19 protein-coding genes are annotated in these 22329 nt (G+C 63.0%); 3 read left to right on the forward strand and 16 right to left on the reverse strand.

Annotation, left to right across the window (positions count from 1 at the left end):
* Positions 1 to 67 precede the first annotated feature (67 nt).
* From P3T23_RS25450 to P3T23_RS25520, 15 genes are all read right to left on the reverse strand, one after another.
* Positions 68 to 1855, reverse strand: a complete 1788-nt coding sequence (locus P3T23_RS25450; protein ID WP_429318880.1) for an acyl-CoA dehydrogenase C-terminal domain-containing protein — start codon at positions 1853 to 1855, stop codon at positions 68 to 70.
* Between the two features lie 103 nt (positions 1856 to 1958).
* Positions 1959 to 2558, reverse strand: a complete 600-nt coding sequence (locus tag P3T23_RS25455; RefSeq protein WP_429318881.1) for a TetR/AcrR family transcriptional regulator — start codon at positions 2556 to 2558, stop codon at positions 1959 to 1961.
* A gap of 250 nt (positions 2559 to 2808) precedes the next feature.
* Positions 2809 to 4056: a cardiolipin synthase ClsB gene (gene clsB / locus P3T23_RS25460; protein WP_429319010.1), complete on the reverse strand. Its 1248-nt coding sequence runs from the start codon at positions 4054 to 4056 to the stop codon at positions 2809 to 2811.
* 5 nt (positions 4057 to 4061) lie between these two features.
* Complete coding sequence (gene nudB / locus P3T23_RS25465; protein ID WP_429318882.1) at positions 4062 to 4538, reverse strand: dihydroneopterin triphosphate diphosphatase; 477 nt, start codon at positions 4536 to 4538, stop codon at positions 4062 to 4064.
* A 157-nt stretch (positions 4539 to 4695) separates the two neighbouring features.
* The gene (gene aspS / locus P3T23_RS25470) at positions 4696 to 6495 is read right to left on the reverse strand and encodes an aspartate--tRNA ligase (RefSeq protein ID WP_133661783.1); all 1800 of its coding nucleotides are present in this window, start codon (positions 6493 to 6495) and stop codon (positions 4696 to 4698) included.
* Positions 6496 to 6558: 63 nt separating this feature from the next.
* Positions 6559 to 7215, reverse strand: a complete 657-nt coding sequence (locus P3T23_RS25475) for a DUF502 domain-containing protein (protein WP_429318883.1) — start codon at positions 7213 to 7215, stop codon at positions 6559 to 6561.
* Between the two features lie 72 nt (positions 7216 to 7287).
* Positions 7288 to 7647, reverse strand: a complete 360-nt coding sequence (locus P3T23_RS25480; protein WP_429318884.1) for an FmdB family zinc ribbon protein — start codon at positions 7645 to 7647, stop codon at positions 7288 to 7290.
* 137 nt (positions 7648 to 7784) lie between these two features.
* Positions 7785 to 8444: a methyltransferase domain-containing protein gene (locus tag P3T23_RS25485; RefSeq protein ID WP_429318885.1), complete on the reverse strand. Its 660-nt coding sequence runs from the start codon at positions 8442 to 8444 to the stop codon at positions 7785 to 7787.
* An 87-nt stretch (positions 8445 to 8531) separates the two neighbouring features.
* Positions 8532 to 10112 carry a ubiquinone biosynthesis regulatory protein kinase UbiB gene (gene ubiB, locus P3T23_RS25490; RefSeq protein WP_429318886.1) on the reverse strand — a complete coding sequence of 527 codons (1581 nt, stop codon included), beginning with the start codon at positions 10110 to 10112 and terminating at the stop codon, positions 8532 to 8534.
* Positions 10113 to 10127: 15 nt separating this feature from the next.
* Positions 10128 to 10772 (reverse strand): ubiquinone biosynthesis accessory factor UbiJ, encoded by a 645-nt coding sequence (locus tag P3T23_RS25495; RefSeq protein ID WP_429318887.1) that lies wholly within the window; start codon positions 10770 to 10772, stop codon positions 10128 to 10130.
* Between the two features lie 106 nt (positions 10773 to 10878).
* Positions 10879 to 11880 (reverse strand): Tim44 domain-containing protein, encoded by a 1002-nt coding sequence (locus tag P3T23_RS25500; protein ID WP_429318888.1) that lies wholly within the window; start codon positions 11878 to 11880, stop codon positions 10879 to 10881.
* A gap of 35 nt (positions 11881 to 11915) precedes the next feature.
* Complete coding sequence (gene ubiE, locus P3T23_RS25505) at positions 11916 to 12647, reverse strand: bifunctional demethylmenaquinone methyltransferase/2-methoxy-6-polyprenyl-1,4-benzoquinol methylase UbiE (RefSeq protein WP_429318889.1); 732 nt, start codon at positions 12645 to 12647, stop codon at positions 11916 to 11918.
* Positions 12648 to 12731: 84 nt separating this feature from the next.
* Positions 12732 to 13157 (reverse strand): gamma-butyrobetaine hydroxylase-like domain-containing protein, encoded by a 426-nt coding sequence (locus P3T23_RS25510; RefSeq protein WP_429318890.1) that lies wholly within the window; start codon positions 13155 to 13157, stop codon positions 12732 to 12734.
* A gap of 7 nt (positions 13158 to 13164) precedes the next feature.
* Entirely contained in the window at positions 13165 to 13593 is a 429-nt protein-coding gene (locus P3T23_RS25515; RefSeq protein ID WP_429318891.1) for an HIT family protein, read from the reverse strand.
* 33 nt (positions 13594 to 13626) lie between these two features.
* Entirely contained in the window at positions 13627 to 17739 is a 4113-nt protein-coding gene (locus tag P3T23_RS25520) for a DUF3683 domain-containing protein (protein WP_429318892.1), read from the reverse strand.
* Between the two features lie 512 nt (positions 17740 to 18251).
* Here P3T23_RS25520 and ilvA point away from each other — a divergent pair.
* Genes ilvA through queF form a run of 3 tightly spaced genes read left to right on the forward strand, consistent with a single transcriptional unit; the run spans position 18252 to position 21517 of the window.
* Positions 18252 to 19775, forward strand: coding sequence for a threonine ammonia-lyase, biosynthetic (gene ilvA, locus P3T23_RS25525; protein WP_429318893.1), 1524 nt, complete (start codon positions 18252 to 18254; stop codon positions 19773 to 19775).
* Between the two features lie 18 nt (positions 19776 to 19793).
* Positions 19794 to 20696, forward strand: coding sequence for a 5'-nucleotidase (locus P3T23_RS25530; RefSeq protein WP_429318894.1), 903 nt, complete (start codon positions 19794 to 19796; stop codon positions 20694 to 20696).
* A complete protein-coding gene (gene queF / locus P3T23_RS25535) occupies positions 20693 to 21517 on the forward strand; it encodes an NADPH-dependent 7-cyano-7-deazaguanine reductase QueF (RefSeq protein ID WP_429318895.1) in 825 nt (274 codons plus the stop codon). The genes P3T23_RS25530 and queF overlap by 4 nt, the downstream gene beginning before the upstream one ends.
* Here queF and P3T23_RS25540 read toward each other — a convergent pair.
* Positions 21483 to 22181 carry a hypothetical protein gene (locus P3T23_RS25540; RefSeq protein WP_429318896.1) on the reverse strand — a complete coding sequence of 233 codons (699 nt, stop codon included), beginning with the start codon at positions 22179 to 22181 and terminating at the stop codon, positions 21483 to 21485. The two genes, queF and P3T23_RS25540, sit on opposite strands and share 35 nt — an antisense overlap.
* Positions 22182 to 22329 lie beyond the last annotated feature (148 nt).

Raw genomic sequence — 22329 nt, forward strand, 5'->3', positions numbered from 1 at the left:
AAAACGCAAATGTGAGACGGGGCGAGCGCGCCGCACGGCTTGCCGCGCAGCGCGTGCCCAGGATGCGTTAGAACAGGGCTTCGTCGACTTCCATCAGCGACTTCGAACCGGCACGAGCCTGGCGGATCGTCATGGCCGTTTCGGGCAGCAGCTTCGCGAAGTAAAAGCGTGCCGTAGCGAGCTTCGCCTTGTAGAACGGATCGCCCGAGGCTTCCTTGTCGAGCGCGAGGCGCGCCATGCGTGCCCAGAAGTACGAGAACACGAGATGCCCGACCGTACGCAGGTACGGCACAGCGGCGGCGCCGACTTCGTCCGGGTTCTGCATCGCCTTCATGCCGATTTCCATCGTCAGCTTCTGGACCTTGTCACCGATGTCGGCGAGTGGGTTGATGAACTCTTGCATCTCCGGCTTCACGCCTTCGGCGTCGATGAACTCCGTGACGAGCCTGCCGAATTTCTTCATCTTCGCGCCCATGTCGCCGAGCACCTTGCGGCCCAGCAGGTCGAGCGACTGGATCCCGTTCGTGCCTTCGTAGATCATGTTGATGCGCGCGTCGCGCACGTACTGCTCCATGCCCCACTCGGCGATGAAGCCATGGCCGCCGTAGATCTGCATTGCGTGGTTGGTGCCCTCGAACGCGTTGTCCGACAGGAACGCCTTCAGGATCGGCGTGAGCAGCGCGACGAGGTCGGCGGCTTCCTTGCGCGCCGCTTCATCCGCATGCGACAGCTCCTTGTCGATCTGCAGCGCCGACCAGTACGAGAACGCACGCGCGCCTTCCGCGTAGGCCTTCTGCGTGAGCAGCATGCGGCGCACGTCCGGGTGAACGATGATCGGGTCCGCGGCCTTTTCCGGCGCCTTCGGGCCGGTCAGCGAACGCATCTGCAGGCGCTCTTTCGCGTACGTGAGCGAGTTTTGATAAGCCACTTCGGTCAGGCCGAGGCTTTGCATGCCGACACCCAGACGTGCCGCGTTCATCATCACGAACATCGCGTTGAGGCCCTTGTTCGGCTCGCCGACCATCCAGCCCTTCGCGTTGTCGAGATTGATCACACACGTGGCGTTGCCGTGAATGCCCATCTTGTGTTCGATCGAGCCGCACTTCACGCCGTTGCGCTCGCCCGGATCGCCCGCTTCGTTCGGGATGAACTTCGGCACGATGAAGAGCGAAATGCCCTTGGTGCCTTTCGGCGCGTCCGGCAGGCGTGCGAGCACCAGGTGGACGATGTTCCCGGCCATGTCGTGTTCGCCGCTCGAGATGAAGATCTTCGTGCCGCTGATGGCGTACGAGCCATCGCTGTCCGGTTCGGCCTTCGTGCGCAGGATGCCGAGATCGGTGCCGCAATGCGGCTCGGTCAGGCACATCGTGCCCGTCCAGACGCCTGAGACCAGCTTCGGCAGATAGCGTTGCTGCAGCTCCGGGGTGCCGTGCGCGTGCAGACATTCGTACGCGCCGTGCGACAGACCCGGATACATCGTCCAGGCCTGGTTCGCCGAGTTCAGCATTTCGAACAGCGCGTTGTTGACGAACGCGGGCAGGCCCTGGCCGCCGTATTCCGGATCGCAGCCGAGTGCCGGCCAGCCGGCTTCGACGTATTGCTGATAGGCTTCCCTGAAGCCCTTCGGCGTCTTGACGACGCCATCACCGTCGTACGTGCAGCCTTCCTGATCGCCGCTCTGGTTGAGCGGGAACAGCACCTCTGCGCAGAACTTGCCGGCTTCCTCGAGCACCTGGTTGATCGTTTCCGCGTCGAGATCCGCGTGCTTCGGCATCTGCCTGATCTCGGCTTCGACGTTGAGCAGCTCGTGCAACACGAATTGCATGTCGCGCAGCGGCGCGGCGTACTGTCCCATGACTTTCTCCACTCCAAAGGTGTTGGCTGAAGCTTGGCTACCAGCTCGGGCCGTGAGTTGGACCCTTCCGCGCCGACGAACCCGATGGATCCAGTCAGCCCTGCTAGCGGCTTTCGCTCTGATACGAAACAATCAGTTTTTCGAGCGCGGCCCATGTCAGGCGCACAGCATCCGGCAGGTGCAGGAAGCGTGCATCGTGATGCAGGCCGAGCGTCAAGCTGTACAGTTCGAAGAGCATCAGTTGCGGATCGGTGTCCAGCCGCAAATGTCCCTCCTCCATCGCCTGCGAAATGGCTCGCGTGAGCGCCGCACGCCAGGTCGTCACGCTGGACACCAGTTGCTCGCGCACCGGGTTGTCCGCGCGGTCGTCGTATTCGACGGCTCCGCTGATGTAGATGCACCCAGTGGTGACTTCCTGGATGCGCTTCTCAATCCAGCGCGAGATCATCGCCCGCAGACGCGGCAGCCCGCGCGGTTCGCGCAGACTCGGGAAAAACACCTCGTCTTCGAAACGACGGTGATATTCCCTGACTACCTCGACCTGCAGGTCTTCACGCGACCCGAAGTGCGCAAACACCCCGCTTTTGCTCATCTGCATCCGCTCGGCGAGGAGGCCGATCGTCAGACCTTCCAGTCCGTCGCGGCTTGCCAGGTCGAGTGCTGCGTCGAGAATTGCGACCCGCGTCTGTTCGCCTTTTCGCATAGCTTTATACCGTTCTGATGTGACCGAAAGAAAATCGAACGGCCGTACTATTATTGGATACGACCGCCCGCGAAACAAGGACTTTATTAGAAACCGGTTTCTAACCGGTCGTTAATTTTGAGGCATCCGCCAACCGGACGATGTCGAATTTTTAGAGTCCTCCGTCCGGAGCGCCTGATGTGGTTTTACCGGCTGGCGGCGGGCAGGTATCTGATGAATTACCCGGATTGCCCCGGGCAGCCGCGCGAGGCTAGTCGTAGCCGCCGACCGTGAGCAGCTTCATCACGACCCGGTACGTGTTGTACGCAAGCCAGTTCAGCAATCGCTCGCTCATCGGCCGCGCCTCGTAATGGGCCGCATCGATGCTGCGGGAATCGTCGAACGCGGTCAGGATCGCGTCGCGCAGTTCCTGGATTTCGTCGTGCAGCACGAGCACCACGTTGGCCTCATTGTTGACGAGGAGACTGAGCGCATCCAGATTCGACGAGCCCACGGTGCCCCAGTTCGAGTCGACGACCGCGACCTTGCCGTGCAGCATGGTCTTCTCATATTCGGCAATCTTCACGCCGGCTTTCAGCAATGCCCGGTACAGAAAGGGCACCGCGTAATCGAGCGCCGCGAACTCCTTGCGGCCGATGACCAGCCGTACGTCGACACCTCGGCGCGCCGCCTGCGTGAGCGCCCGGCGCAGCCTGCGGCCGGGCATGAAATACGGATTGGCGAGCAGCACCTCGGTTTTCGCCTGGCCGATCGCAGTCAGATAGGCCCGTTCGATCGCCCGCCTGTTGACGAGGTTGTCGCGTGCGACAAAGGCGACGCACGGCACGCCGGCGGCCCTCAGATCGCCCCGGCGCCAGCGCTGCAGCCGCAACCGGGAGACGCCGCCCAGATCGGGCGGTGCGTCACGCTCGGGCTGCAGCGATTCGATGGGACGGTGTCCGAGGCGAATGCGGCGCCATTGCCACTCGAACGCCTGGCGGACATCGGCGACCACTGGTCCGCGCAGTTCGATGGCGAAGTCCCAGCGCGGATGCGGCAGGCGTGTGCCGTTGTTGTCGAAGTCGTCGACGATGTTGATGCCGCCGCAATACGCGTACTGGCCGTCGACGACCGCGAGCTTGCGATGCGTGCGGGAAAAACCGAAGCGGCCGAACAGATGCGGGTTGAAGATGCGATGTTCGACGCCGTTCGGCAGCCAGTCGCTGAAGAGGGGCAAGTGCGCGGTGCCGATGCCATCGGTGATCACGCGTACGCGCACGCCGCGCGCGGCAGCGCGCAGCAACGCGCCGGAGATCTTCTGGCCGGCGGCGTCGTTGCAGAAAATGTACGTTTCGAGCACGACGTCTTCGGTCGCGGCGTCGATCCGTTCGACGAGCGCGTCGAAGTAGGCGTCACCTGAACGGAGGAGCCGGACGTCGTTGGCGGCCGTGAAGCGGTATTTCGACCAGTAACGGCCGGGCAGGCTTTGCCTGAGCCGCGCGAAGTGTCGCGCGCCCATGTCCGTCATTGCAGACGTCCCTTCAGACGCGCGGGAAGCTGCAGGATCGCCTCGCGGTTCGACCACGAGAAGCAGCGCGCCGCCGCCTCTTCATAGGGCAGCCACAGCCAGGCCGTGTGCTCGCGTGGCGCCAGCCTCACGTCGACGCGGCGCGGCACCTGCAGACTGAACCAGTGCTCGGTGTTACGCGTGACGCCCTCGGCATAGCGATGGCGCCACACTGGATAAATCTCGTATTCGATCTGATGCCGCCAGTCGAACAGGGCCTCGGCGGGCACCTCGTCCGTGCCGACCACGATGCCCGTCTCCTCGCCCACTTCGCGTACGGCGGTCTCGGCAAGCGGTTCGTCGCGATGATCCTTCGATCCCGTCACCGACTGCCAGAACTCGGGGCGGTCGGCCCGTTCGATGATCAGCACGTCGAGTTGAGGCGTATGAATGATGACAAGAACGGACTCCGGGATCTTTGGTGGTTTCGGCATGATCGTGGGACGGGGTACGGCGCATGCGCAGATTAAGCGCGATGCATGTCAGTCGATGGGCATCGCATCGACTGTAACGCAAAAAAAGAAAAAGGCGCATGACGCGCCTTTTTCAACTGCTGCTGCCGACTGACTCCGTCGGACGTCCGGCGAGTGCTTACGCCTTCGCCTCCGGCTGGCGCAGGCGGATGTGGAGTTCGCGCAGCTGGCGCTCGTCCACTTCGCTCGGCGCCTGGGTGAGCAGACACTGCGCGCGCTGGGTCTTCGGGAACGCGATCACGTCACGGATCGAATCGGCACGCGCCATCATCGTCACGATACGGTCAAGGCCAAACGCGATACCGCCGTGCGGCGGCGCGCCGTACTGGAGCGCGTCAAGCAGGAAGCCGAACTTCGCACGCGCTTCTTCCGCACCGATCTTGAGCGCGCGGAACACCTTGCTCTGCACGTCTTCCTGATAGATACGGACCGAACCGCCGCCGATTTCCCAGCCGTTCAGCACCATGTCGTAGGCCTTCGCGAGGCAGCGGCCCGGATCCGTTTCCAGATACTCGAGGTGCTCGTCCTTCGGGCTCGTGAACGGGTGGTGAGCAGCCACGTAACGGGCTTCTTCCTCGTCGTATTCGAACATCGGGAAGTCGACCACCCACAGCGGCTTCCAGCCGTCTTCGACAAGGGCGTTCGCCTTGCCGAATTCCGAATGGCCGATCTTCAGACGCAGCGCGCCGAGGCTGTCGTTGACCACCTTCGCACGGTCTGCCGCGAAGAAAATGATGTCGCCGTCCTGCGCGCCGGTGCGCTCGAGGATCGCGGCAATCGACGCGTCGTGCAGGTTCTTGACGATCGGGCTTTGCAGACCGTCACGACCCTTTGCGACTTCGTTGACCTTGATCCATGCGAGGCCCTTCGCGCCATAGATGCGCACGAATTCCGTGTAGCTGTCGATGTCGCCGCGCGACAGCTCGCCGCCCTTCGGCACGCGCAGCGCTGCGACGCGGCCGTCCTTCGTGTTGGCCGGCGTGCTGAACACCTTGAAGTCGACGTCCTTCATCGCGTCGGTCAGGTCGGTGAATTCGAGCTTCACGCGCAGGTCCGGCTTGTCCGACCCGAAACGGCGCATCGCTTCCGAATACAGCATGACCGGGAATTTTTCGTCCAGCGCAACGCCGATCGTTTCCTTGAAGACGTGACGGATCATCGCCTCGAACAGATCGCGGATTTCCTGTTCGTTGAGGAACGAGGTTTCGCAGTCGATCTGCGTGAATTCCGGCTGGCGGTCGGCGCGCAGGTCTTCGTCGCGGAAGCACTTGACGATCTGGTAGTAGCGATCGAAGTTCGCCACCATCAGCAGCTGCTTGAAGAGCTGCGGCGACTGCGGCAGCGCGAAGAACTGACCGGCGTTCACACGCGACGGCACCAGGTAATCGCGCGCGCCTTCCGGCGTGCTCTTGGTGAGCATCGGCGTTTCGATGTCGATGAAGCCTTGCGCGTCGAGATACTTGCGCACTTCCATCGCCACGCGGTAGCGCAGGCGCAGGTTGTGCTGCATCTGCGGACGGCGCAGGTCGAGCACACGGTGTGTAAGACGCGTGGTTTCCGACAGGTTGTCGTCGTCGAGCTGGAACGGCGGCGTCACCGATGCGTTGAGCACCGTCAGTTCGTGGCACAGCACCTCGATCTTGCCGCTCTTCAGGCCGGCGTTGGCCGTGCCTTCCGGACGGTTGCGCACCACGCCTTGCACCCGCACGCAGAACTCGTTGCGCACGCCTTCGGCGATCTTGAACATCTCCGCGCGGTCCGGGTCGCAGACGACCTGAACGAGGCCTTCGCGGTCGCGCAGGTCGATGAAGATAACGCCGCCGTGGTCACGTCGGCGGCTCACCCAGCCGCACAGCGACACGGTTTGGCCCAGCAGGTGTTCGGTCACCAGACCGCAGTATTCAGATCTCATCGACATGATGTTTGACTTTCGTTTTGCATTGGTTGAACGGAGCGCGTCGACAGGCGACGTACTCCGGCATTACAGCGGTGGCTCGATGGTGGTGCGGCGCACGGGCGCCGGCTGCGCCGGCGCGGACGGTGCCACGACGCCCATCGAGACGATGTACTTGAGCGCAGCGTCGACCGTCATATCGAGTTCGACCACTTCGCTCTTCGGCAACATCAGGAAGAAGCCGGACGTCGGATTCGGCGTCGTCGGCACGTACACGCTCACGTGCTCTTCCTTCAGGTGATTGACCACGTCACCACCGGGCGTACCCGTCAGAAACGCGATTGTGTAGGAACCCTTGCGCGGATATTCGATGAGGAGCGCCTTGCGGAACGCATTGCCGCTGCTCGACAACAGCGTGTCCGACACCTGCTTGACGCTCGTATACAGCGGCCCGACCACCGGGATATGGCGCACGATCAGGTCCCACCACTGCACAAGCTTCTGACCGATGAAGTTCTGGGTCAACAGGCCGACGATAAAAATGAAGGCGAGCGCCAGCACCGCGCCGAGACCGGGTATGCGGTATCCGAACCGCTCTGGCCGCCATTCGGCGGGCAGCAGCAACAGCGTCTGATCCATCGTGCCGATGATGAGGCCGAGCACCCACAGCGTGATGGCAAGAGGCACCAGCACCAGCAGGCCGGTCAGAAACACCGATTTGAGCGTCGTCTTTTTCGTCGTCATGTGTCGCGCCAGTGAACCGCGCCGGATCCATCCGGCACGGTGTACTCGCTACCCCTTCGGGTAGCTGTCCTGCTAGGCGCCGTCTGCGCCCGAGGTCGTGGCCGCAGCGGGCGAAGCCGGTGCCGCGGCGGGCGCGGCCGCTGCTGGCGTGGCGCCTGCGGACGAACCGGCGTCGGACGTGCCGCCTTCGGTGGTCTTCGCCTCGGCTGCCCCATTACTGCCACTGGCAGCCGCATTCGAGCCGCCTGAGCCACCACGGAAATCCGTCACGTACCAGCCCGATCCCTTCAACTGGAACCCAGCGGCCGTTACCTGTTTGCGGAATGCGTCTTTGCCGCATTCCGGGCACTGCGTCAACGGTGCGTCGCTCATCTTCTGAAGCACGTCCTTCCCGAAGCCGCATGATTCACAACGATAAGCGTAGATCGGCATGATCCTTGTTCCCTGCAGAAATCTTGTAAACGCTTGCAAAGCCTTGAATTATAGCCGCAAACGACTGCTGCCCCCGATTTGAGGGTCGCCGGCAGCAACACCGGCCGCGTCATTAAATGGGGGCACCCGTTCCCGGATCAAGCGTGCGCCGGTCCACGCCGACGCCACGTGAGCCACCGCTCCCGCCCGGCAAACACGGGAATCGAGTCCGCCACAGCTTCGTCCTCGATCAGTTCGAAGTCCGGCGACAGGAGGGCCTCCAGTTCTGGACGGTCAATACCAAACGGCGGCCCTTTGGGTGTGGCGCCAAGAAAAAAGAAGCCGGCCAGCAGCCCGCCTGCCGGCAACAACCGGGCCATCCGCCGCGCGTAATCGAGCCTGCGGTTCTCCGGCAACGCGCAGAGAAACGCGCGTTCGTAGATCCAGCCAGGCTTGAACGGTGGCTCGTAAGCAAAGAAATCCGCCTGCTCGACCACGTCGCCATGCGCGCCCATCTGTCCGCGTGCGGCGGCGATCGCGCCCGGCGCGAAGTCGATCGCGCGAACCTGCCAGCCCTGCCGGGCAAGCAACAACGCCTCCCAGGCATTGCCGCAGCCCGGAATCAGCACCGGCGCGCCGACGTGCCGCGCCGCAAACGACTGGAACGCCGCCGGCACGCCGGCCTGATCCCAAGGCGTGTAACCGCGTTCGAACCGTTCGTCCCAGAATGCCGGCGAGTTGGGGTCGCGCGTGGCGAAGTCTGGTGCAGCCGGGGCGGGTGGCGCTGATGGACTTGAAGGCCGGGTCGGATCATTCATCGATATATCTCACTGTGTTTCGCGGCGTTTCGCGACGATTCGCGGTCTTTCGCCGCACTTCGCCACGCGTCGCCAGTTTGCCTGAGCCTAGCCGCCGTAAAGCATGGCCAGCCATAAGCGCGCGAGCACCGCGCCGACGCCCGCGGCGATGCCGAACATCAGCAAGCCCTGCAGGAGCCGGTTGGTCCGCTTCTGCTCCAGCAGGATGAGACGCATGACGTCGTCGTTATGCCCGTGCTGCAGGGCGTCGTGGCGAGACGCCAGCATGTGATGGATCAGGCGCGGCAGCTGCGGCAGCGTCTTGCTCCATTGCGGCGCCTCGATCTTGAGCCGCTCGTACCAGCCGGAAAGGCCGATCTGCTCGTTCATCCAGCGTTCGAGGTAAGGCTTCGCCGTCTTCCACAGATCCAGTTCCGGATCCAGCGAGCGGCCGAGACCTTCAACGTTCAGCATCGTCTTTTGGAGCAGCACCAGTTGCGGCTGAATCTCGACATTGAAACGGCGCGACGTCGAGAACAGGCGCAGCAACACCTGCCCCAGCGAAATATCCTTCAGCGCCCGGTCGAAGTAGGGCTCGCAGACAGCCCGGATTGCGCTCTCCAGTTCTTCGACGCGCGTGGTCGCCGGCACCCAGCCGGACTCCAGATGCAGCGTCGCGACACGGTGATAGTCGCGCTTGAAAAAGGCAAGGAAGTTCTGCGCCAGATAGTTTTTGTCGAAATCCGACAGCGCACCGATGATGCCGAAATCAAGCGCGATATACCGTCCGAAATGCGCCGGATCGAGACTCACCTGGATGTTGCCCGGGTGCATGTCGGCGTGAAAGAAGCCGTCGCGGAACACCTGCGTGAAGAAGATCTCGACACCTTCACGCGCCAGCTTTGGAATATCGACGCCCGCGGCCCGCAGCGTCTCGACCTGGCTGATCGGCACACCGACCATCCGCTCCATCACGAGCACGCTGGGCGTGCAGAACTCCCAGTACATCTCGGGCACGAGCAGCAGATCGAGGCCGACAAAGTTGCGACGCAACTGGCTGCCGTTCGCCGCCTCGCGCATCAGGTCGAGTTCGTCGTGCAGATACTTGTCGAATTCGCCGACCACTTCGCGTGGTTTCAGACGCTTGCCGTCGGCCCACAAACGCTCTGCCCACACCGCAAGATCGCGCATCAGCGCGAGGTCCGAGTCGATCACCGGCAGCATGTTCGGCCGCAGCACCTTCACCGCGACGGCCTTGCCGGCGTGCTGCCCGGTTTTCACCTTCGCAAAATGCACCTGCGCAATCGACGCGCTCGCCACCGGGACCCGCTCGAAATCGTCGAACAGCACGCCGACCGGCGCGCCGAGCGCCTTCTCGACAATCGCAATGGCGACGTCGGAATCGAACGGGGGCACCTGGTCCTGCAGCTTCGCGAGTTCGTTGGCGATATCGACGGGTAACAGATCGCGCCGCGTCGACAGCACCTGGCCGAACTTCACGAAAATCGGGCCCAGGCTTTCGAGCGCAAGACGCAACCGGACGCCAGGCGGCTGATCGAAGCGTCGTCCGATCGTGGTGATACGCAGCAACAGCCGCACGCGGCGGTCGTTGATGCGGCTCAGCATCATCTCGTCGAGACCGAAGCGGATGACAGTAAAGATTATTTTTAGAAAGCGCAGAAAACGCATGGTCAAGCCCGGTGACTAGCGCGTGCCGCGCGACATGGCGGCGCCGCCCGACGCATCGGCGCCGCGGGCTTCAACCTTCTGTTCAAGACGTTCGACGCGTTTCTCGACGCGAGCGAGCGCATCGCGTGCACGCGCCAGTTCGGCGTTGAAGTCTTCCAGCGCCGCACGCCGCACCAGTTGCGGATTTTCATCGAGCAGATACTCGGCGACCGAGTCGAGCAGATTGCGCCCCGTCCGCCGCGCGTGGTCGCTGGCCGAGCGCGCCAGCGCCGCGAGCCGCGAAGCCGGTGCATCGCCAACCAGCCGCGCGAGATCCTCTTCCGGCTCCCAGCGCAGATGCTCGGCAAGCCTGGCGATGACCGTGGCGAATTCGGCGTCGCCTTCGATCTTCACGTGCTTCATGACCGCCGCCTGGCCGCCCTGCAGGAAGGCCGGCAACGCGTCGGCCGGCACCGAGACCGTGACGTCGAACTGCTGGGCCTCACGTTCCTCGATGGCGGCGAGATAGCCGTCCGGCTGGACCATGAGCATCAGGATGACGGGAGGACAGGAGAGTCGGGCGGTTTTGCCAGCGTAGGGAGCGAGGCGCTCGCGTGCCCACGATTCGCGGGCGAGCAGATGGTTGACGGCAGCAGCGAAGGGCTTGGCGGCGAGGGTCATCGGAAGTGGAAAGAAAAACCCGCGCCGGCGATGTGCCTGCGCGGGTTCCTATTGTAACGTCCGTTCGCTGGATGACTGTCTATGCCGGACAGCCAGCGATCACGGTTCAGTGCTGTGCGACCTGCTGGATACCGGCGAGCAGCCAGCCTTCGCCGGTGCGTGTCGACTTCGACAGGTTCCAGATTTCCACGAACGGCTCGGCCGCTGCACCGGCCGTTTCGCGGATCAGGCCCGAGAAACGCACGCTCGCCAGATACTCAGTGCCGCGGTCTTCGACGCCCAGCAACTCGGCGTTCAGTTGCACGACGTCCGTCTGGTTCTCCTCTGCTCCGCGCGAAGCAAGATCCACTTTCACCTCGGCGAACATTTCCGGCGTGGTGAATTCGCGGATGTCTTCCATATTGCCCACGTCCCAGGCGGCCTGCAGACGCACGAAGTAAACCTTCGCATTGCGCACGAAGGCTTCCGCGTCGAAGTTCGCGGGCACGGCCGGCGCCGCGGTGATCTCCGGCGTGGTCAGCGGATTGCCCTGGGGAGCGAGATACGGGCCCGACGGCGGCGCCGTGAAGCTCGGCTCCTGAGAGTAGCCGGTGCCGCCCGCGTTGAGCGTCGGCGAACCGGCGCTTCCTCCGTACGCCGGCATGCCGGCGTTGCGCCTGCGCGCAACGAACTTGCGGATCAGCCAGATCACGACCATGGCAATCAGCGCAATCACGATGAAGTTGGCCAACGCGCCGGCGAACGCTTCGCCAAGGCCGAAGTGCGAAAGCAACGCCGCAATACCGAGACCGGCAGCGAGGCCAGCGATCGGTCCGAGCCAGCGCGAACGCGTGGGAGCAGGGGTGGGCGCGGCGGCCGGCGCCGGCTTCGGCTGCGCAGGCTGCGCGGATTGCTGGGTGGGTTGCGCGGGTTGGGCAGGCGGCGTCGTTTGACGTTGCGCCGTAGTCGACTGCCGACCAAAGGTCCGGCCACCGCCCATGCGGCGCGCTTCCGCATCAAGAGAAGCGAGCGTGCCCGCCATGATCAGGCCGACCATGGCTAACAGTCCGATTCTCCTTACCCACGACCTCGAATTCTTACGGGAAGATAACAAACGTGAATCGGACATTTTGCACTTTCCTTTAAAAACAATAATTTAGGACGCTAATATTTCGTCCCCACATGCAAAGCTACCACACCAGCTGACAAATTGTAATATTTGACGCCATCGAGGCCAGCTTTTTCCATCATCGTTTTTAAAGTTTCCTGGTCCGGGTGCATGCGGATCGATTCGGCCAGATAGCGGTAGCTTTCGGCGTCCTTCGCAAAGCGGTCGCCAAGCCATGGCAGCACCTTGAACGAATATACGTCGTAAGCCTTCTTAAGCGGGTCCCACACTTTCGAGAACTCGAGCACGAGGAGACGCCCGGCGGGCTTCAGCACACGACGCATTTCCGCCAGCGCGATGTCCTTGTGCGTCATGTTGCGCAGGCCGAAGGCGACGGTCACCACGTCGAAGTAGTTGTCCGGGAACGGGATCTTTTCGGCGTCGCACAGGAGTGCGGGCGTGATGATGCCCTTGTCGATCAGACGGTCGCGGCCCACACGCAGCATCGATTCGTTGATGTCGGTATGCCAGACCTCGCCCGTCGGGCCGGCCTGCTTCGCGAACGCCTTCGACAGATCGCCCGTGCCGCCCGCGATGTCGAGCACCTTGAAGCCCGGACGCACATTCGCCTGGGCGATCGTGAAAGTCTTCCACGCCCGGTGCAACCCGCCCGACATCAGATCGTTCATCAGGTCGTAGTTGGTGGCGACCGAGTGGAACACACCCGCCACCTTCTTCGCTTTTTCCTGTTCGTCGACTGTCTGAAAGCCGAAGTGGGTTTTGCTCATCGCGCTCGTCCTTTCGCGTATTCTGGATTGTTGCGCCGCAATGTCGCGGCAGTCAGGGCCGCATCGTACCAGTGGAATGCAGATTCAGTGGCAATGGCCGTGCCCGTGGCCGTGCGCCGCGCCGGAGGCGGGCATCGGCGCGTCGCGGTCGACGCCTGCCGCCTTAAGTTTGTCGAGATACTCGCGCCAGAGTTCATCCTGACGGGTGGCGATGTCGTACAGCAGATCCCAGGAGTAAAGGCCGGTCGAATGGCCATCAGAGAAGGTCGGCTGCAGCGCGTAGTTACCCACGCCTTCCAGCGACACGACCGTCACCTCCCGCTTGCCGGTCTGCAGCGTTTCCTGCCCTGGACCGTGCCCGCGCACTTCGGCCGATGGCGAATAGACGCGCAGCAATTCGAACGGCACACGGTAACTGTTGCCGTCGGCGTATTGAAGTTCAAGCACGCGCGACTTCGCGTGGACGACGACGCCGGTCGGAACCGGCGTCTCGGGGGTAAGTCCGCTCATGATGACCTCAGGCCAAAGCCTGTTCTATTTCGTTGCGCACTGCTTCACGCAGTAGCGTTGCCTGCGCGCGGCGCGAAGACAGCAGCGCCTCGGACACCGTGCGTTGACGGGGTGCCCAGATCGGCAGCGGGAAATGGGCGTCGTTGGAAAAACGCGGAATCACGTGCCAATGCACGTGCGGCACCTGGTTGCCAAGACTCGCGAGATTCACCTTGACCGGTTGCATCACGCGCCGCATCGCTCGCTCCACCGCGTACACGACCCGCATCACGCGGTCGCGCTCGCCCGCGGTGAGATCCGAAAACTCGGCGACGTGCGCGTTCCAGATCACCCGGCAAAAGCCTGGGTAATCGTGTTCGTCGGCGAGGACGACACGCAGAGTGTCGTCCTGCCAGAGCACATCACCGCCATCCTCACGGCAAAATACACAACCCATCATCATCCCCGAATGGATACGTCAGCCGTGCCATTAAACCAGCACGCGCTCGATTCCGCCATTGTTCGCACGCTGGACGTAATCGGCCATCCAGTCCTCGCCCAGCACGTGACGCGCCATTTCGACGACGATGTAATCGGCTTCGGTGCCCGCGTCTTCGTTGTAGCGCGACAGGCCTTGCAGGCAGGATGGGCAGCTCGTCAGGATCTTGATGTCCGGTGCGCCGTTCGCGCCGCCCGCGCCATTGGGCCGGGGACCATCGCCCGCCTTCGTCGCCTGGCCATTGGGCGCACCGGCGGCACCCGCAGACGCATTCGCCGGATCGATGGCATTCGCGCCGGCCTCTGCAACGAGCGGAATACCGCGCAGCTTCGCTGCGCCCTTACGTATCTCCTCTTCCTTGCGGAAGCGGACCTGGGTCGAAATGTCCGGACGCGTCACCGCGAGCGTGCCCGATTCGCCACAGCAGCGATCGTTCTTCTCGATCCGGTAGCCATCGTGCTCCGCGCCCATCAGCTCGTTGACGAGCTTCACCGGGTCCATCGTCTTGATCGGCGTGTGGCAGGGGTCGTGATACATGTAGCGCGTCCCGCTCACGCCTTCCAGCTTCATGCCCTTCTCGAGCAGGAATTCGTGGATGTCGATGATCCGGCAGCCCGGGAAAATCTTCTCGAATTCGTAGCCGGCGAGCTGGTCGTAACACGTGCCGCACGACACCACGACCGTCTTGATGTCGAGGTAATTCAGCGTGTTCGCCACGCGATGGAACAGCACGCGGTTATCCGTAACGATCTTCTCGGCCTTGTCGAATTGCCCCGAGCCGCGCTGCGGATAACCACAGCACAGATAGCCCGGCGGCAGCACGGTCTGCACGCCTGCCTCCCATAGCATCGCCTGTGTCGCGAGGCCGACCTGAGAGAAGAGACGCTCCGAGCCGCAGCCCGGGAAGTAGAACACCGCTTCCGAATCGGACGTGGTCGTCTTCGGGTTGCGGATGATCGGCACGATCTTGTTGTCTTCGATGTCGAGCAGCGCGCGCGCCGTCTTCTTCGGCAGGTTGCCCGGCATCTTCTTGTTCATGAAGTGGATCACCTGCTCGACCACTGGCGGCTTGCCGGTGGTCGCGGGCGGGTGGGCCGTCTGCTTCTTCGCGAACTTCTTCAGCAGGTCATTGCCGAGGCGCTGCGCCTTGTAGCCCACGCCCATCATCGCGGTGCGCGCGAGATTGATGGTCTGCGGATTGGTCGCATTGAGGAAGAACATGCCGGCCGCGTTGCCCGGATTGAACTTCTTCTTGCCCATCTTGCGCAGCAGGTTGCGCATGTTCATCGTGACATCGCCGAAGTCGATCTGCACCGGACACGGCGTCACGCACTTGTGACAGACCGTGCAGTGGTCGGCGACATCGTTGAATTCGTCCCAGTGCTTGATCGATACACCGCGGCGCGTCTGCTCTTCGTACAGGAACGCCTCGACCAGCAGCGACGTGGCGAGAATCTTGTTGCGCGGGCTGTACAGCAGGTTCGCGCGCGGCACGTGCGTGGCGCACACCGGCTTGCACTTGCCGCAGCGCAGACAGTCTTTCACCGAATCTGCAATTGCGCCGATATCGGACTGCTGCATGATGAGCGATTCGTAGCCCATCAGCCCAAAGCTCGGCGTGTACGCGTTGCGCAGATCGGCGCCCGCGAGCAGCTTGCCCGCATTGAAGCGCCCTTGCGGATCGACGCGCTGCTTGTACGCACGGAATTCAGCGATCTCTTCTTCGGTCAGGAACTCGAGCTTCGTGATGCCGATGCCGTGCTCGCCGGAAATCACCCCGTCGAGCGAACGCGCGAGCTTCATGATGCGCGCCACCGCCGTGTGGGCGTCCTGCAGCATCTCGTAGTTGTCGGAGTTGACGGGGATGTTCGTGTGAACATTGCCGTCGCCCGCGTGCATGTGCAACGCGACGAACACGCGGCCGCGCAGCACCTGCTTGTGGATCGCCTGCGCCTCGTCGAGGATCGGCTTGAATTCGCCGCCGTTGAAGATCTGCCGAAGCTCGGCGCGAATCTCCTGCTTCCACGACACCCGCACCGTACGGTCCTGCGTCACGTGGAAAACCGTCGCTTCCGGCTGCGCATCGACGCGGTCCGCGAATTTCTCCGCGAGCGCCTCGTAGCCGAGCTGGACCAGGTAATGCTGCGCCTCGCGCAGCGACAGATCCAGCTTGTCGCGCAGGAATTCCCAGCGCGCGCGCACGTTTTTCAGCAGATCGAGCGCCTGCTGCACGCGATCTTCGAGGAGTTCCGCGCTCGGGATTTCATTTGCGTCGTCGCTCTTGCCAAGCGGCAGTTTGCCGCCCTTGAAGAACACTTCGAGCGCGTCGATCAACTGCAGCTTGTTCTTGATCGACAGCTCGATGTTGATGCGCTCGATGCCGTCCGTGTACTCGCCCATCCGGTTGAGCGGAATGACGACGTCTTCGTTGATCTTGAACGCGTTGGTATGCTTCGCGATCGCAGCGGTGCGGCTGCGGTCGAGCCAGAAGCGCTTGCGCGCCTCGGCGCTGACGGCAACGAAGCCTTCGCCGCTCTTGCCGTTGGCCATGCGCACGACTTCGGACGTCGCGTGCGCAACCGCATCCGCATCGTTACCGACGATGTCGCCGATCAGCACCATCTTCGGAAACGCATTGCGCTTCGACTTGGTCGCGTAGCCGACCGCGCGCAGATAGCGCTCGTCGAGGTGTTCGAGGCCCGCGAGAATCGCGCCGCCCTGCTTCGACGTTTCGAACAGGTAGTCCTTGATTTCGACGATGCTCGGAATCGCATCGCGCGCCTGGCCGAAAAATTCGAGACAAACGGTACGTGTGTGCGCCGGCATTTTGTGCAGCACCCAGCGCGCGGACGTGATGAGCCCGTCGCAGCCTTCCTTCTGGATACCGGGCAGGCCGGCCAGGAATTTATCCGTGACGTCCTTGCCGAGGCCTTCCTTGCGGAAGCGCTTGCCCTCGATGTCGAGCCATTCCGTGCGCAGGAGCTTTTCGCCCGGCGCGTACTCGCCGTCGAACCACTTCAGTTCGAAGCGCGCGACCGGAATGTCGTGAATCTTGCCCATGTTGTGGTCGAGGCGCGTGACTTCGAGCCAATTCCCTTCCGGGTCGACCATGCGCCACCAGGCGAGATTGTCGAGCGCAGTGCCCCACAGCACGGCCTTCTTGCCGCCTGCATTCATCGCGACGTTACCGCCGATGCACGATGCGTCGAGCGAGGTCGGGTCGACCGCGAACACATAGCCGGCCTGTTCGGCGGCTTCCGTCACGCGCCGCGTCACAACGCCCGCGCCCGAGAAAATCGTCGCCACCTTGTGCGGGACGCCCGGCAGTTCCGTGAGTTCGACCGCGCCGAGCTGTTCGAGCTTTTCGGTGTTGATGACGGCCGAGAACGGCGTGAGCGGCACAGCACCGCCCGTATAGCCCGTGCCGCCTCCGCGCGGAATCACCGTCAGTCCGAGTTCGAAGCAGGCCTTGATCAGGCCGGCGATCTCAGCCTCGGTATCGGGTGTCAGCACGACGAACGGGTACTCGACACGCCAGTCGGTCGCATCGGTCACATGCGAGACACGCGACAGCCCATCGAAGCGGATGTTGTCCTTTTGTGTCCGGCGGCCCAGCACTTTGGTCGCGCGACGGCGCAGGTCAGCGGTCTTGTCGAACTCGCTGGCGAAATCCGCAACCGCGCGGCGCGCCGCGGCGACCAGCGTCTCGACTCGCGCCGCCCGGTCCACGCCGGCTTCGTCGCCATGCGCGACGAGATCGGCGCGGCGGCGCTTCTCGATCTCCGCCAGACGGTGGTTGAGTGCCTCGATCAGCAGCGCGCGGCGCTTCGGATTGTCGAGCAGGTCGTCCTGCAGGTACGGATTGCGGCGCACGACCCAGATATCGCCGAGCACTTCATACAGCATCCGTGCCGAGCGGCCGGTGCGGCGCTCGGCGCGCAGTTCGGCCAGCGCGGCCCACGCTTCGTCACCGAGCAGGCGGATGACGATTTCGCGATCGGAAAATGACGTGTAGTTATAGGGAATTTCGCGCAGGCGCGGTTCGAGATCGAGGGCCACCGCGGCGGCGGCGCCGTGCGGATCGAAGACTTGAGGTGCGTTCATGTTTGGACGACTCGGTGGGTCAGCGAAGCGCGCTCAAAGGTGAGACGCCTGCCGACGGTGCGCGTGGGGCGCAATTCTGGAAATTTTTTCTGGTGAGCGAAGCACGAACGACGGACGACACACATCGACTGCCTCGCGGCGCTCAGCAGCTACACGATCGTGCATGCCGGACGTGCCGCTGCGCCGCGGGACGGGACTCACGCGGTGCGGGCATCAAATGGGCGATCCGGGGCTGCCAGTGCATCTTCCGATCCTTGTTCCAAAATGGGATTCTAACGCATGATCCGGGTGCGCGCCGGAGGTCGGATCGCGCTGCAACCGCCGTCCCGACGGATAAAACACCGGTACGGACCATCCATTTCGTACACGCGAAAGCCAACCGGACGGTCGGCCAAACGAACAGGCAAAGGCCGCGCAAAGGCGCTGCACAGGTATGGCTGCGGCCAGAGCGAAGGCGGTTGGCGCTATCATTAACGCTTTCCGTCCCGCAAAGCGCTTCGCGCGTCCCCCGCATGGCCTCCCACGACTATCTGAAGAAAACCCTGACCGCCCGCGTCTATGACGTGGCCCGCGAGACGGAGCTCGAACATGCACCGAATCTGTCGGCGCGGCTACGCAATCCGGTGTACCTGAAGCGCGAGGACAATCAGCCGGTTTTCTCGTTCAAGCTGCGCGGCGCCTACAACAAGATGGTGAATCTGCCGGCCGACGCGCTCGAGCGTGGCGTGATCACCGCCTCGGCGGGCAACCATGCGCAGGGCGTGGCGCTGTCGGCGGCACGGCTTGGCGTGAAGGCGATCATCGTGGTGCCGGTGACGACGCCGCAGGTGAAGGTCGACGCGGTGCGCGCCCACGGCGGGCCGACGGTCGAAGTCGTGCAGGCCGGCGAATCGTATAGCGACGCCTACGCGCATGCCGTGAAGCTTCAGGAGGAACGCGGCCTCACCTTCGTCCACCCGTTCGACGATCCGTACGTGATCGCCGGCCAGGGCACCGTGGCGATGGAAATCCTGAGCCAGCATCAGGGCCCGATCCACGCGATCTTCGTGCCGATCGGCGGTGGTGGCTTCGCGGCGGGCGTGGCCGCTTACGTCAAGGCGGTGCGGCCCGAGATCAGGGTGATCGGCGTGCAGACCGAGGATTCCTGCGCGATGGCGCAGTCGCTGAAAGCCGGGGAGCGCATCGCGCTGAACGAGGTGGGCCTCTTTTCGGACGGCACCGCGGTGAAACTGGTCGGCGAGGAAACCTTCCGGCTGTGCCGCGCGTATCTCGACGAAGTGCTGCTGGTGAATACCGACGCCCTGTGTGCCGCGATCAAGGACGTCTTCCAGGACACCCGCAGCGTGCTCGAACCGGCGGGCGCGCTGGCGGTGGCGGGCGCCAAGCAGTACACGGAACGCGAAGGCATCGAAAACCAGACGCTGATCGCGGTCACCTCGGGCGCGAACATGAATTTCGACCGGATGCGCTTTGTCGCCGAGCGTGCCGAAGTGGGCGAGGCCCGCGAAGCGGTGTTCGCCGTGACGATCCCCGAGGAGCGCGGCAGCTTCAGGCGCTTCTGCGATGTGGTCGGCACGCGCAGCGTCACCGAATTCAACTACCGGATCGCCGATGCGCGTTCGGCGCACATCTTTGTGGGCGTACAGATCCGCAATCGCGGCGAACCGGCGGAGATCGCGAAGGCGTTCGAGGCGCACGGCTTCGCCACCGTCGACCTGACGAACGACGAACTGTCGAAGCAGCACATCCGCTACATGGTGGGGGGCCGTTCGCCGCTCGCGCACGACGAGCGGCTGTTCCGCTTCGAATTCCCGGAGCGGCCGGGCGCGCTGATGAAGTTCCTGTCGTCGATGGCGCCGGACTGGAATATCAGCCTGTTCCACTACCGCAACCAGGGCGCGGACTACAGCTCGATCCTGGTCGGCATTCAGGTGCCCGGCACGGAAGACGGCGAATTCGCCCGCTTTCTCACGACACTCGGCTATCCGTACTGGGAAGAAAGCGCGAATCCGGTCTACCGGCTGTTCCTTGCCTGACGCGTCCGGACCGAACCTATGGCTTTTTCGCTTGAAGACAAGCTGGTCGTGGCGATCTCATCGCGCGCGCTGTTCGACTTCGAGGAAGAAAACCGCGTGTATGAAACGGGCAACCTGCAGGCATACGAAGCCTTACAGCGCGAGCGCCTGAATGTGCCGGCGCGCCCGGGCGTCGCGTTTCCGCTGATCCGCAAGCTGCTCGCGCTGAATGCGGGCGCGCATCGCGTGGAAGTCGTGATCCTGTCGCGCAGCGATCCGATCAGTGGGTTGCGCGCGTTCAGTTCCTGCCGCGAGCATGGGCTGGCGATCGAGCGCGGCGTGTTCACCCGGGGGCGTGCGCCGTTCAGCTACCTGAAGCCGCTGAACGCGGCGCTGTTTTTGTCCGCCAATCAGGAAGACGTGCGCGACGCATTGGCGGCCGGATTTCCCGCCGCGCGCGTATTGCCGGAATCGGCGAAAATGGCGAGCAAGTATCCGGACGAAATCCGCATTGCCTTCGACGGCGACGCCGTGCTGTTTTCCGACGAAGCCGAACGCATTTTTCAGCAGGAAGGCCTGGGGGCATTCGTCGGCCACGAGACCGACAACAAGCATCTGCCGCTTGCCGACGGTCCGTTAAAACCGCTGCTCGAAGCGCTGCACCGCCTGCAGAAACTCGCGGACGAAGCCGCCCCGATGCACATCCGGACCGCGCTGGTCACCGCGCGATCGGCACCGGCGCACGAGCGGGCGATCAGGACATTGATGGCCTGGAACATCGAAATCGACGAAGCGATGTTCCTCGGCGGACTCGACAAGGGAGATTTCCTGCGCGAGTTCGAACCGGACTTTTTCTTCGACGACCACATTCGCCACTGCGAATCGGCCCGCGTCGTTACGGCGACCGGGCACGTCGTGAGTGGCATCGTGAACGCATCATGACACCCGAACAATCGCCGCTTGGCAAACCCGCCGCTTACACCGAACAGTACGACGCGTCTCTGCTCTTTCCGATCGCACGCAGCCATGCGCGCGAGGCGATCGGCATCGGCGCGCGGCTGCCGTTTTTTGGCACCGACATCTGGAATGCTTACGAGCTCTCGTGGCTGAACGCGCGGGGCAAGCCGCAGATTGCCGTGGCGACTTTTTTTGTGCCTGCGGATTCACCGAATATCGTCGAGTCCAAGTCGTTCAAGCTTTATCTTGGGTCGTTCGCGCAGACTCCGTTTGAATCGATCGATGTCGTGCGGGAGACCATCAAGCGGGACGTTTCCGCTGCAAGTGGGGCGAGTGTTTCCGTGCATCTCGCGCCGCCGGCCGAGTTTGGCAAGCTGGCGCTCGAGGAGTTCGACGGATTGTCGCTGGACCGGCTCGATCTCGATACGGATGTTTATCACCCTGATCCTTCTCTATTGACCGCCGCGCTCGATGAGGCTCCGGTTGAAGAGACCCTGTTCTCCAATCTCCTCAAGTCGAATTGCCCGGTGACCGGACAGCCTGATTGGGGCAGCGTGCAGATTCATTACGTCGGGCCGCAGATCGATCATGCAGGACTGCTGCGGTACATTATTTCCTATCGGAATCACACCGGGTTTCATGAACAGTGTGTCGAGCGGATTTTTGTCGATGTCTTGAAGGCTTGTCAGCCTGTGAAGCTCGCGGTTTATGCGCGGTATACGCGCCGCGGGGGGCTTGATATCAATCCGTTTCGGACTAACTTTAATTTGCCTATGCCGGATAATTTGCGCACTGCGCGGCAATAAGGTTCTGTTTTTTTGCCTTTTCTTGATTTGCTTTTGGTTTATTAGCGTCGCCCCTATGCGGGGCGGCACCTACTTTTCTTTGTCTTGCCAAAGAAAAGTAGGCAAAAGAAAGGCGCCGAAGACTTGTCTCTTCTCGATGTATGACTGACGGGGAACGGCAACCCATGAAGTGTCGCCCTCGCAGGGACGCGATATAGGTCCGGCACACGACCATCCCTCGTACCTTCCCCTCCAGTGACAAGGCACTCATCCCTCCCACTCCGCACTGAGTGCGTCGCGGACTGGTCCGCATCCCAGCGGTTAGCGCGCGATCGATGTACGTGAAGCGCCGCAGTACGCGGGACGCGTCAATTGTTATGCGTTGGTGGAAGCGGCTGGCTTCAATGATGAAGCTCTTTCGCTTGAATCCGTCGTCGCCGCGCAAAGCATTCAGTTCCCACCGTTCAGCAACGCACAAGCGAAGACAGGATAACGACACCCGTCCTCGTACGATGCGGACGAATGCCGCGCCATTGCCATTGCCATTGCCATTGCCGTTGCCGTTGCCGTTGCCGTTGCCACCGCAACCGCCAAAGCCAAAGCCAAAGCCAAAGCCAAAGCCAAAGCCAAAGCCAAAGCCAAAGCCAAAGCTGCGGGATGATATGCAGGAGGTGCTGTGCCGCACGGCGACGCGCGCAGCGCGGAGTCGGATGAATGAGCCCTTTGTCACGGGCTGTACTGCGCATGGGACGGTCTGGCGTCGGACCAATGTCGCATCCTCTGCGAGGGCGACACTTCATGGGTTGCCATTCCCCGTCAGCGACACATCGAGA

The organism is Paraburkholderia sp. GAS448 (genome assembly GCF_050435685.1).
In the GTDB taxonomy this organism is placed as follows: Bacteria; Pseudomonadota; Gammaproteobacteria; order Burkholderiales; family Burkholderiaceae; genus Paraburkholderia.

Excerpts from the sequence above, each read along its gene's own strand:
- P3T23_RS25450 (WP_429318880.1), bottom strand. The coding sequence starts at position 1,855 with ATGGGACAGTACGCCGCGCCGCTGCGCGACATGCAATTCGTGTTGCAC.
- P3T23_RS25455 (WP_429318881.1), bottom strand. The coding sequence starts at position 2,558 with ATGCGAAAAGGCGAACAGACGCGGGTCGCAATTCTCGACGCAGCACTC.
- clsB (WP_429319010.1), bottom strand. The coding sequence starts at position 4,056 with ATGGGCGCGCGACACTTCGCGCGGCTCAGGCAAAGCCTGCCCGGCCGT.
- nudB (WP_429318882.1), bottom strand. The coding sequence starts at position 4,538 with ATGCCGAAACCACCAAAGATCCCGGAGTCCGTTCTTGTCATCATTCAT.
- aspS (WP_133661783.1), bottom strand. The coding sequence starts at position 6,495 with ATGTCGATGAGATCTGAATACTGCGGTCTGGTGACCGAACACCTGCTG.
- P3T23_RS25475 (WP_429318883.1), bottom strand. The coding sequence starts at position 7,215 with ATGACGACGAAAAAGACGACGCTCAAATCGGTGTTTCTGACCGGCCTG.
- P3T23_RS25480 (WP_429318884.1), bottom strand. The coding sequence starts at position 7,647 with ATGCCGATCTACGCTTATCGTTGTGAATCATGCGGCTTCGGGAAGGAC.
- P3T23_RS25485 (WP_429318885.1), bottom strand. The coding sequence starts at position 8,444 with ATGAATGATCCGACCCGGCCTTCAAGTCCATCAGCGCCACCCGCCCCG.
- ubiB (WP_429318886.1), bottom strand. The coding sequence starts at position 10,112 with ATGCGTTTTCTGCGCTTTCTAAAAATAATCTTTACTGTCATCCGCTTC.
- P3T23_RS25495 (WP_429318887.1), bottom strand. The coding sequence starts at position 10,772 with ATGACCCTCGCCGCCAAGCCCTTCGCTGCTGCCGTCAACCATCTGCTC.
- P3T23_RS25500 (WP_429318888.1), bottom strand. The coding sequence starts at position 11,880 with ATGTCCGATTCACGTTTGTTATCTTCCCGTAAGAATTCGAGGTCGTGG.
- ubiE (WP_429318889.1), bottom strand. The coding sequence starts at position 12,647 with ATGAGCAAAACCCACTTCGGCTTTCAGACAGTCGACGAACAGGAAAAA.
- P3T23_RS25510 (WP_429318890.1), bottom strand. The coding sequence starts at position 13,157 with ATGAGCGGACTTACCCCCGAGACGCCGGTTCCGACCGGCGTCGTCGTC.
- P3T23_RS25515 (WP_429318891.1), bottom strand. The coding sequence starts at position 13,593 with ATGGGTTGTGTATTTTGCCGTGAGGATGGCGGTGATGTGCTCTGGCAG.
- P3T23_RS25520 (WP_429318892.1), bottom strand. The coding sequence starts at position 17,739 with ATGAACGCACCTCAAGTCTTCGATCCGCACGGCGCCGCCGCCGCGGTG.
- ilvA (WP_429318893.1), top strand. The coding sequence starts at position 18,252 with ATGGCCTCCCACGACTATCTGAAGAAAACCCTGACCGCCCGCGTCTAT.
- P3T23_RS25530 (WP_429318894.1), top strand. The coding sequence starts at position 19,794 with ATGGCTTTTTCGCTTGAAGACAAGCTGGTCGTGGCGATCTCATCGCGC.
- queF (WP_429318895.1), top strand. The coding sequence starts at position 20,693 with ATGACACCCGAACAATCGCCGCTTGGCAAACCCGCCGCTTACACCGAA.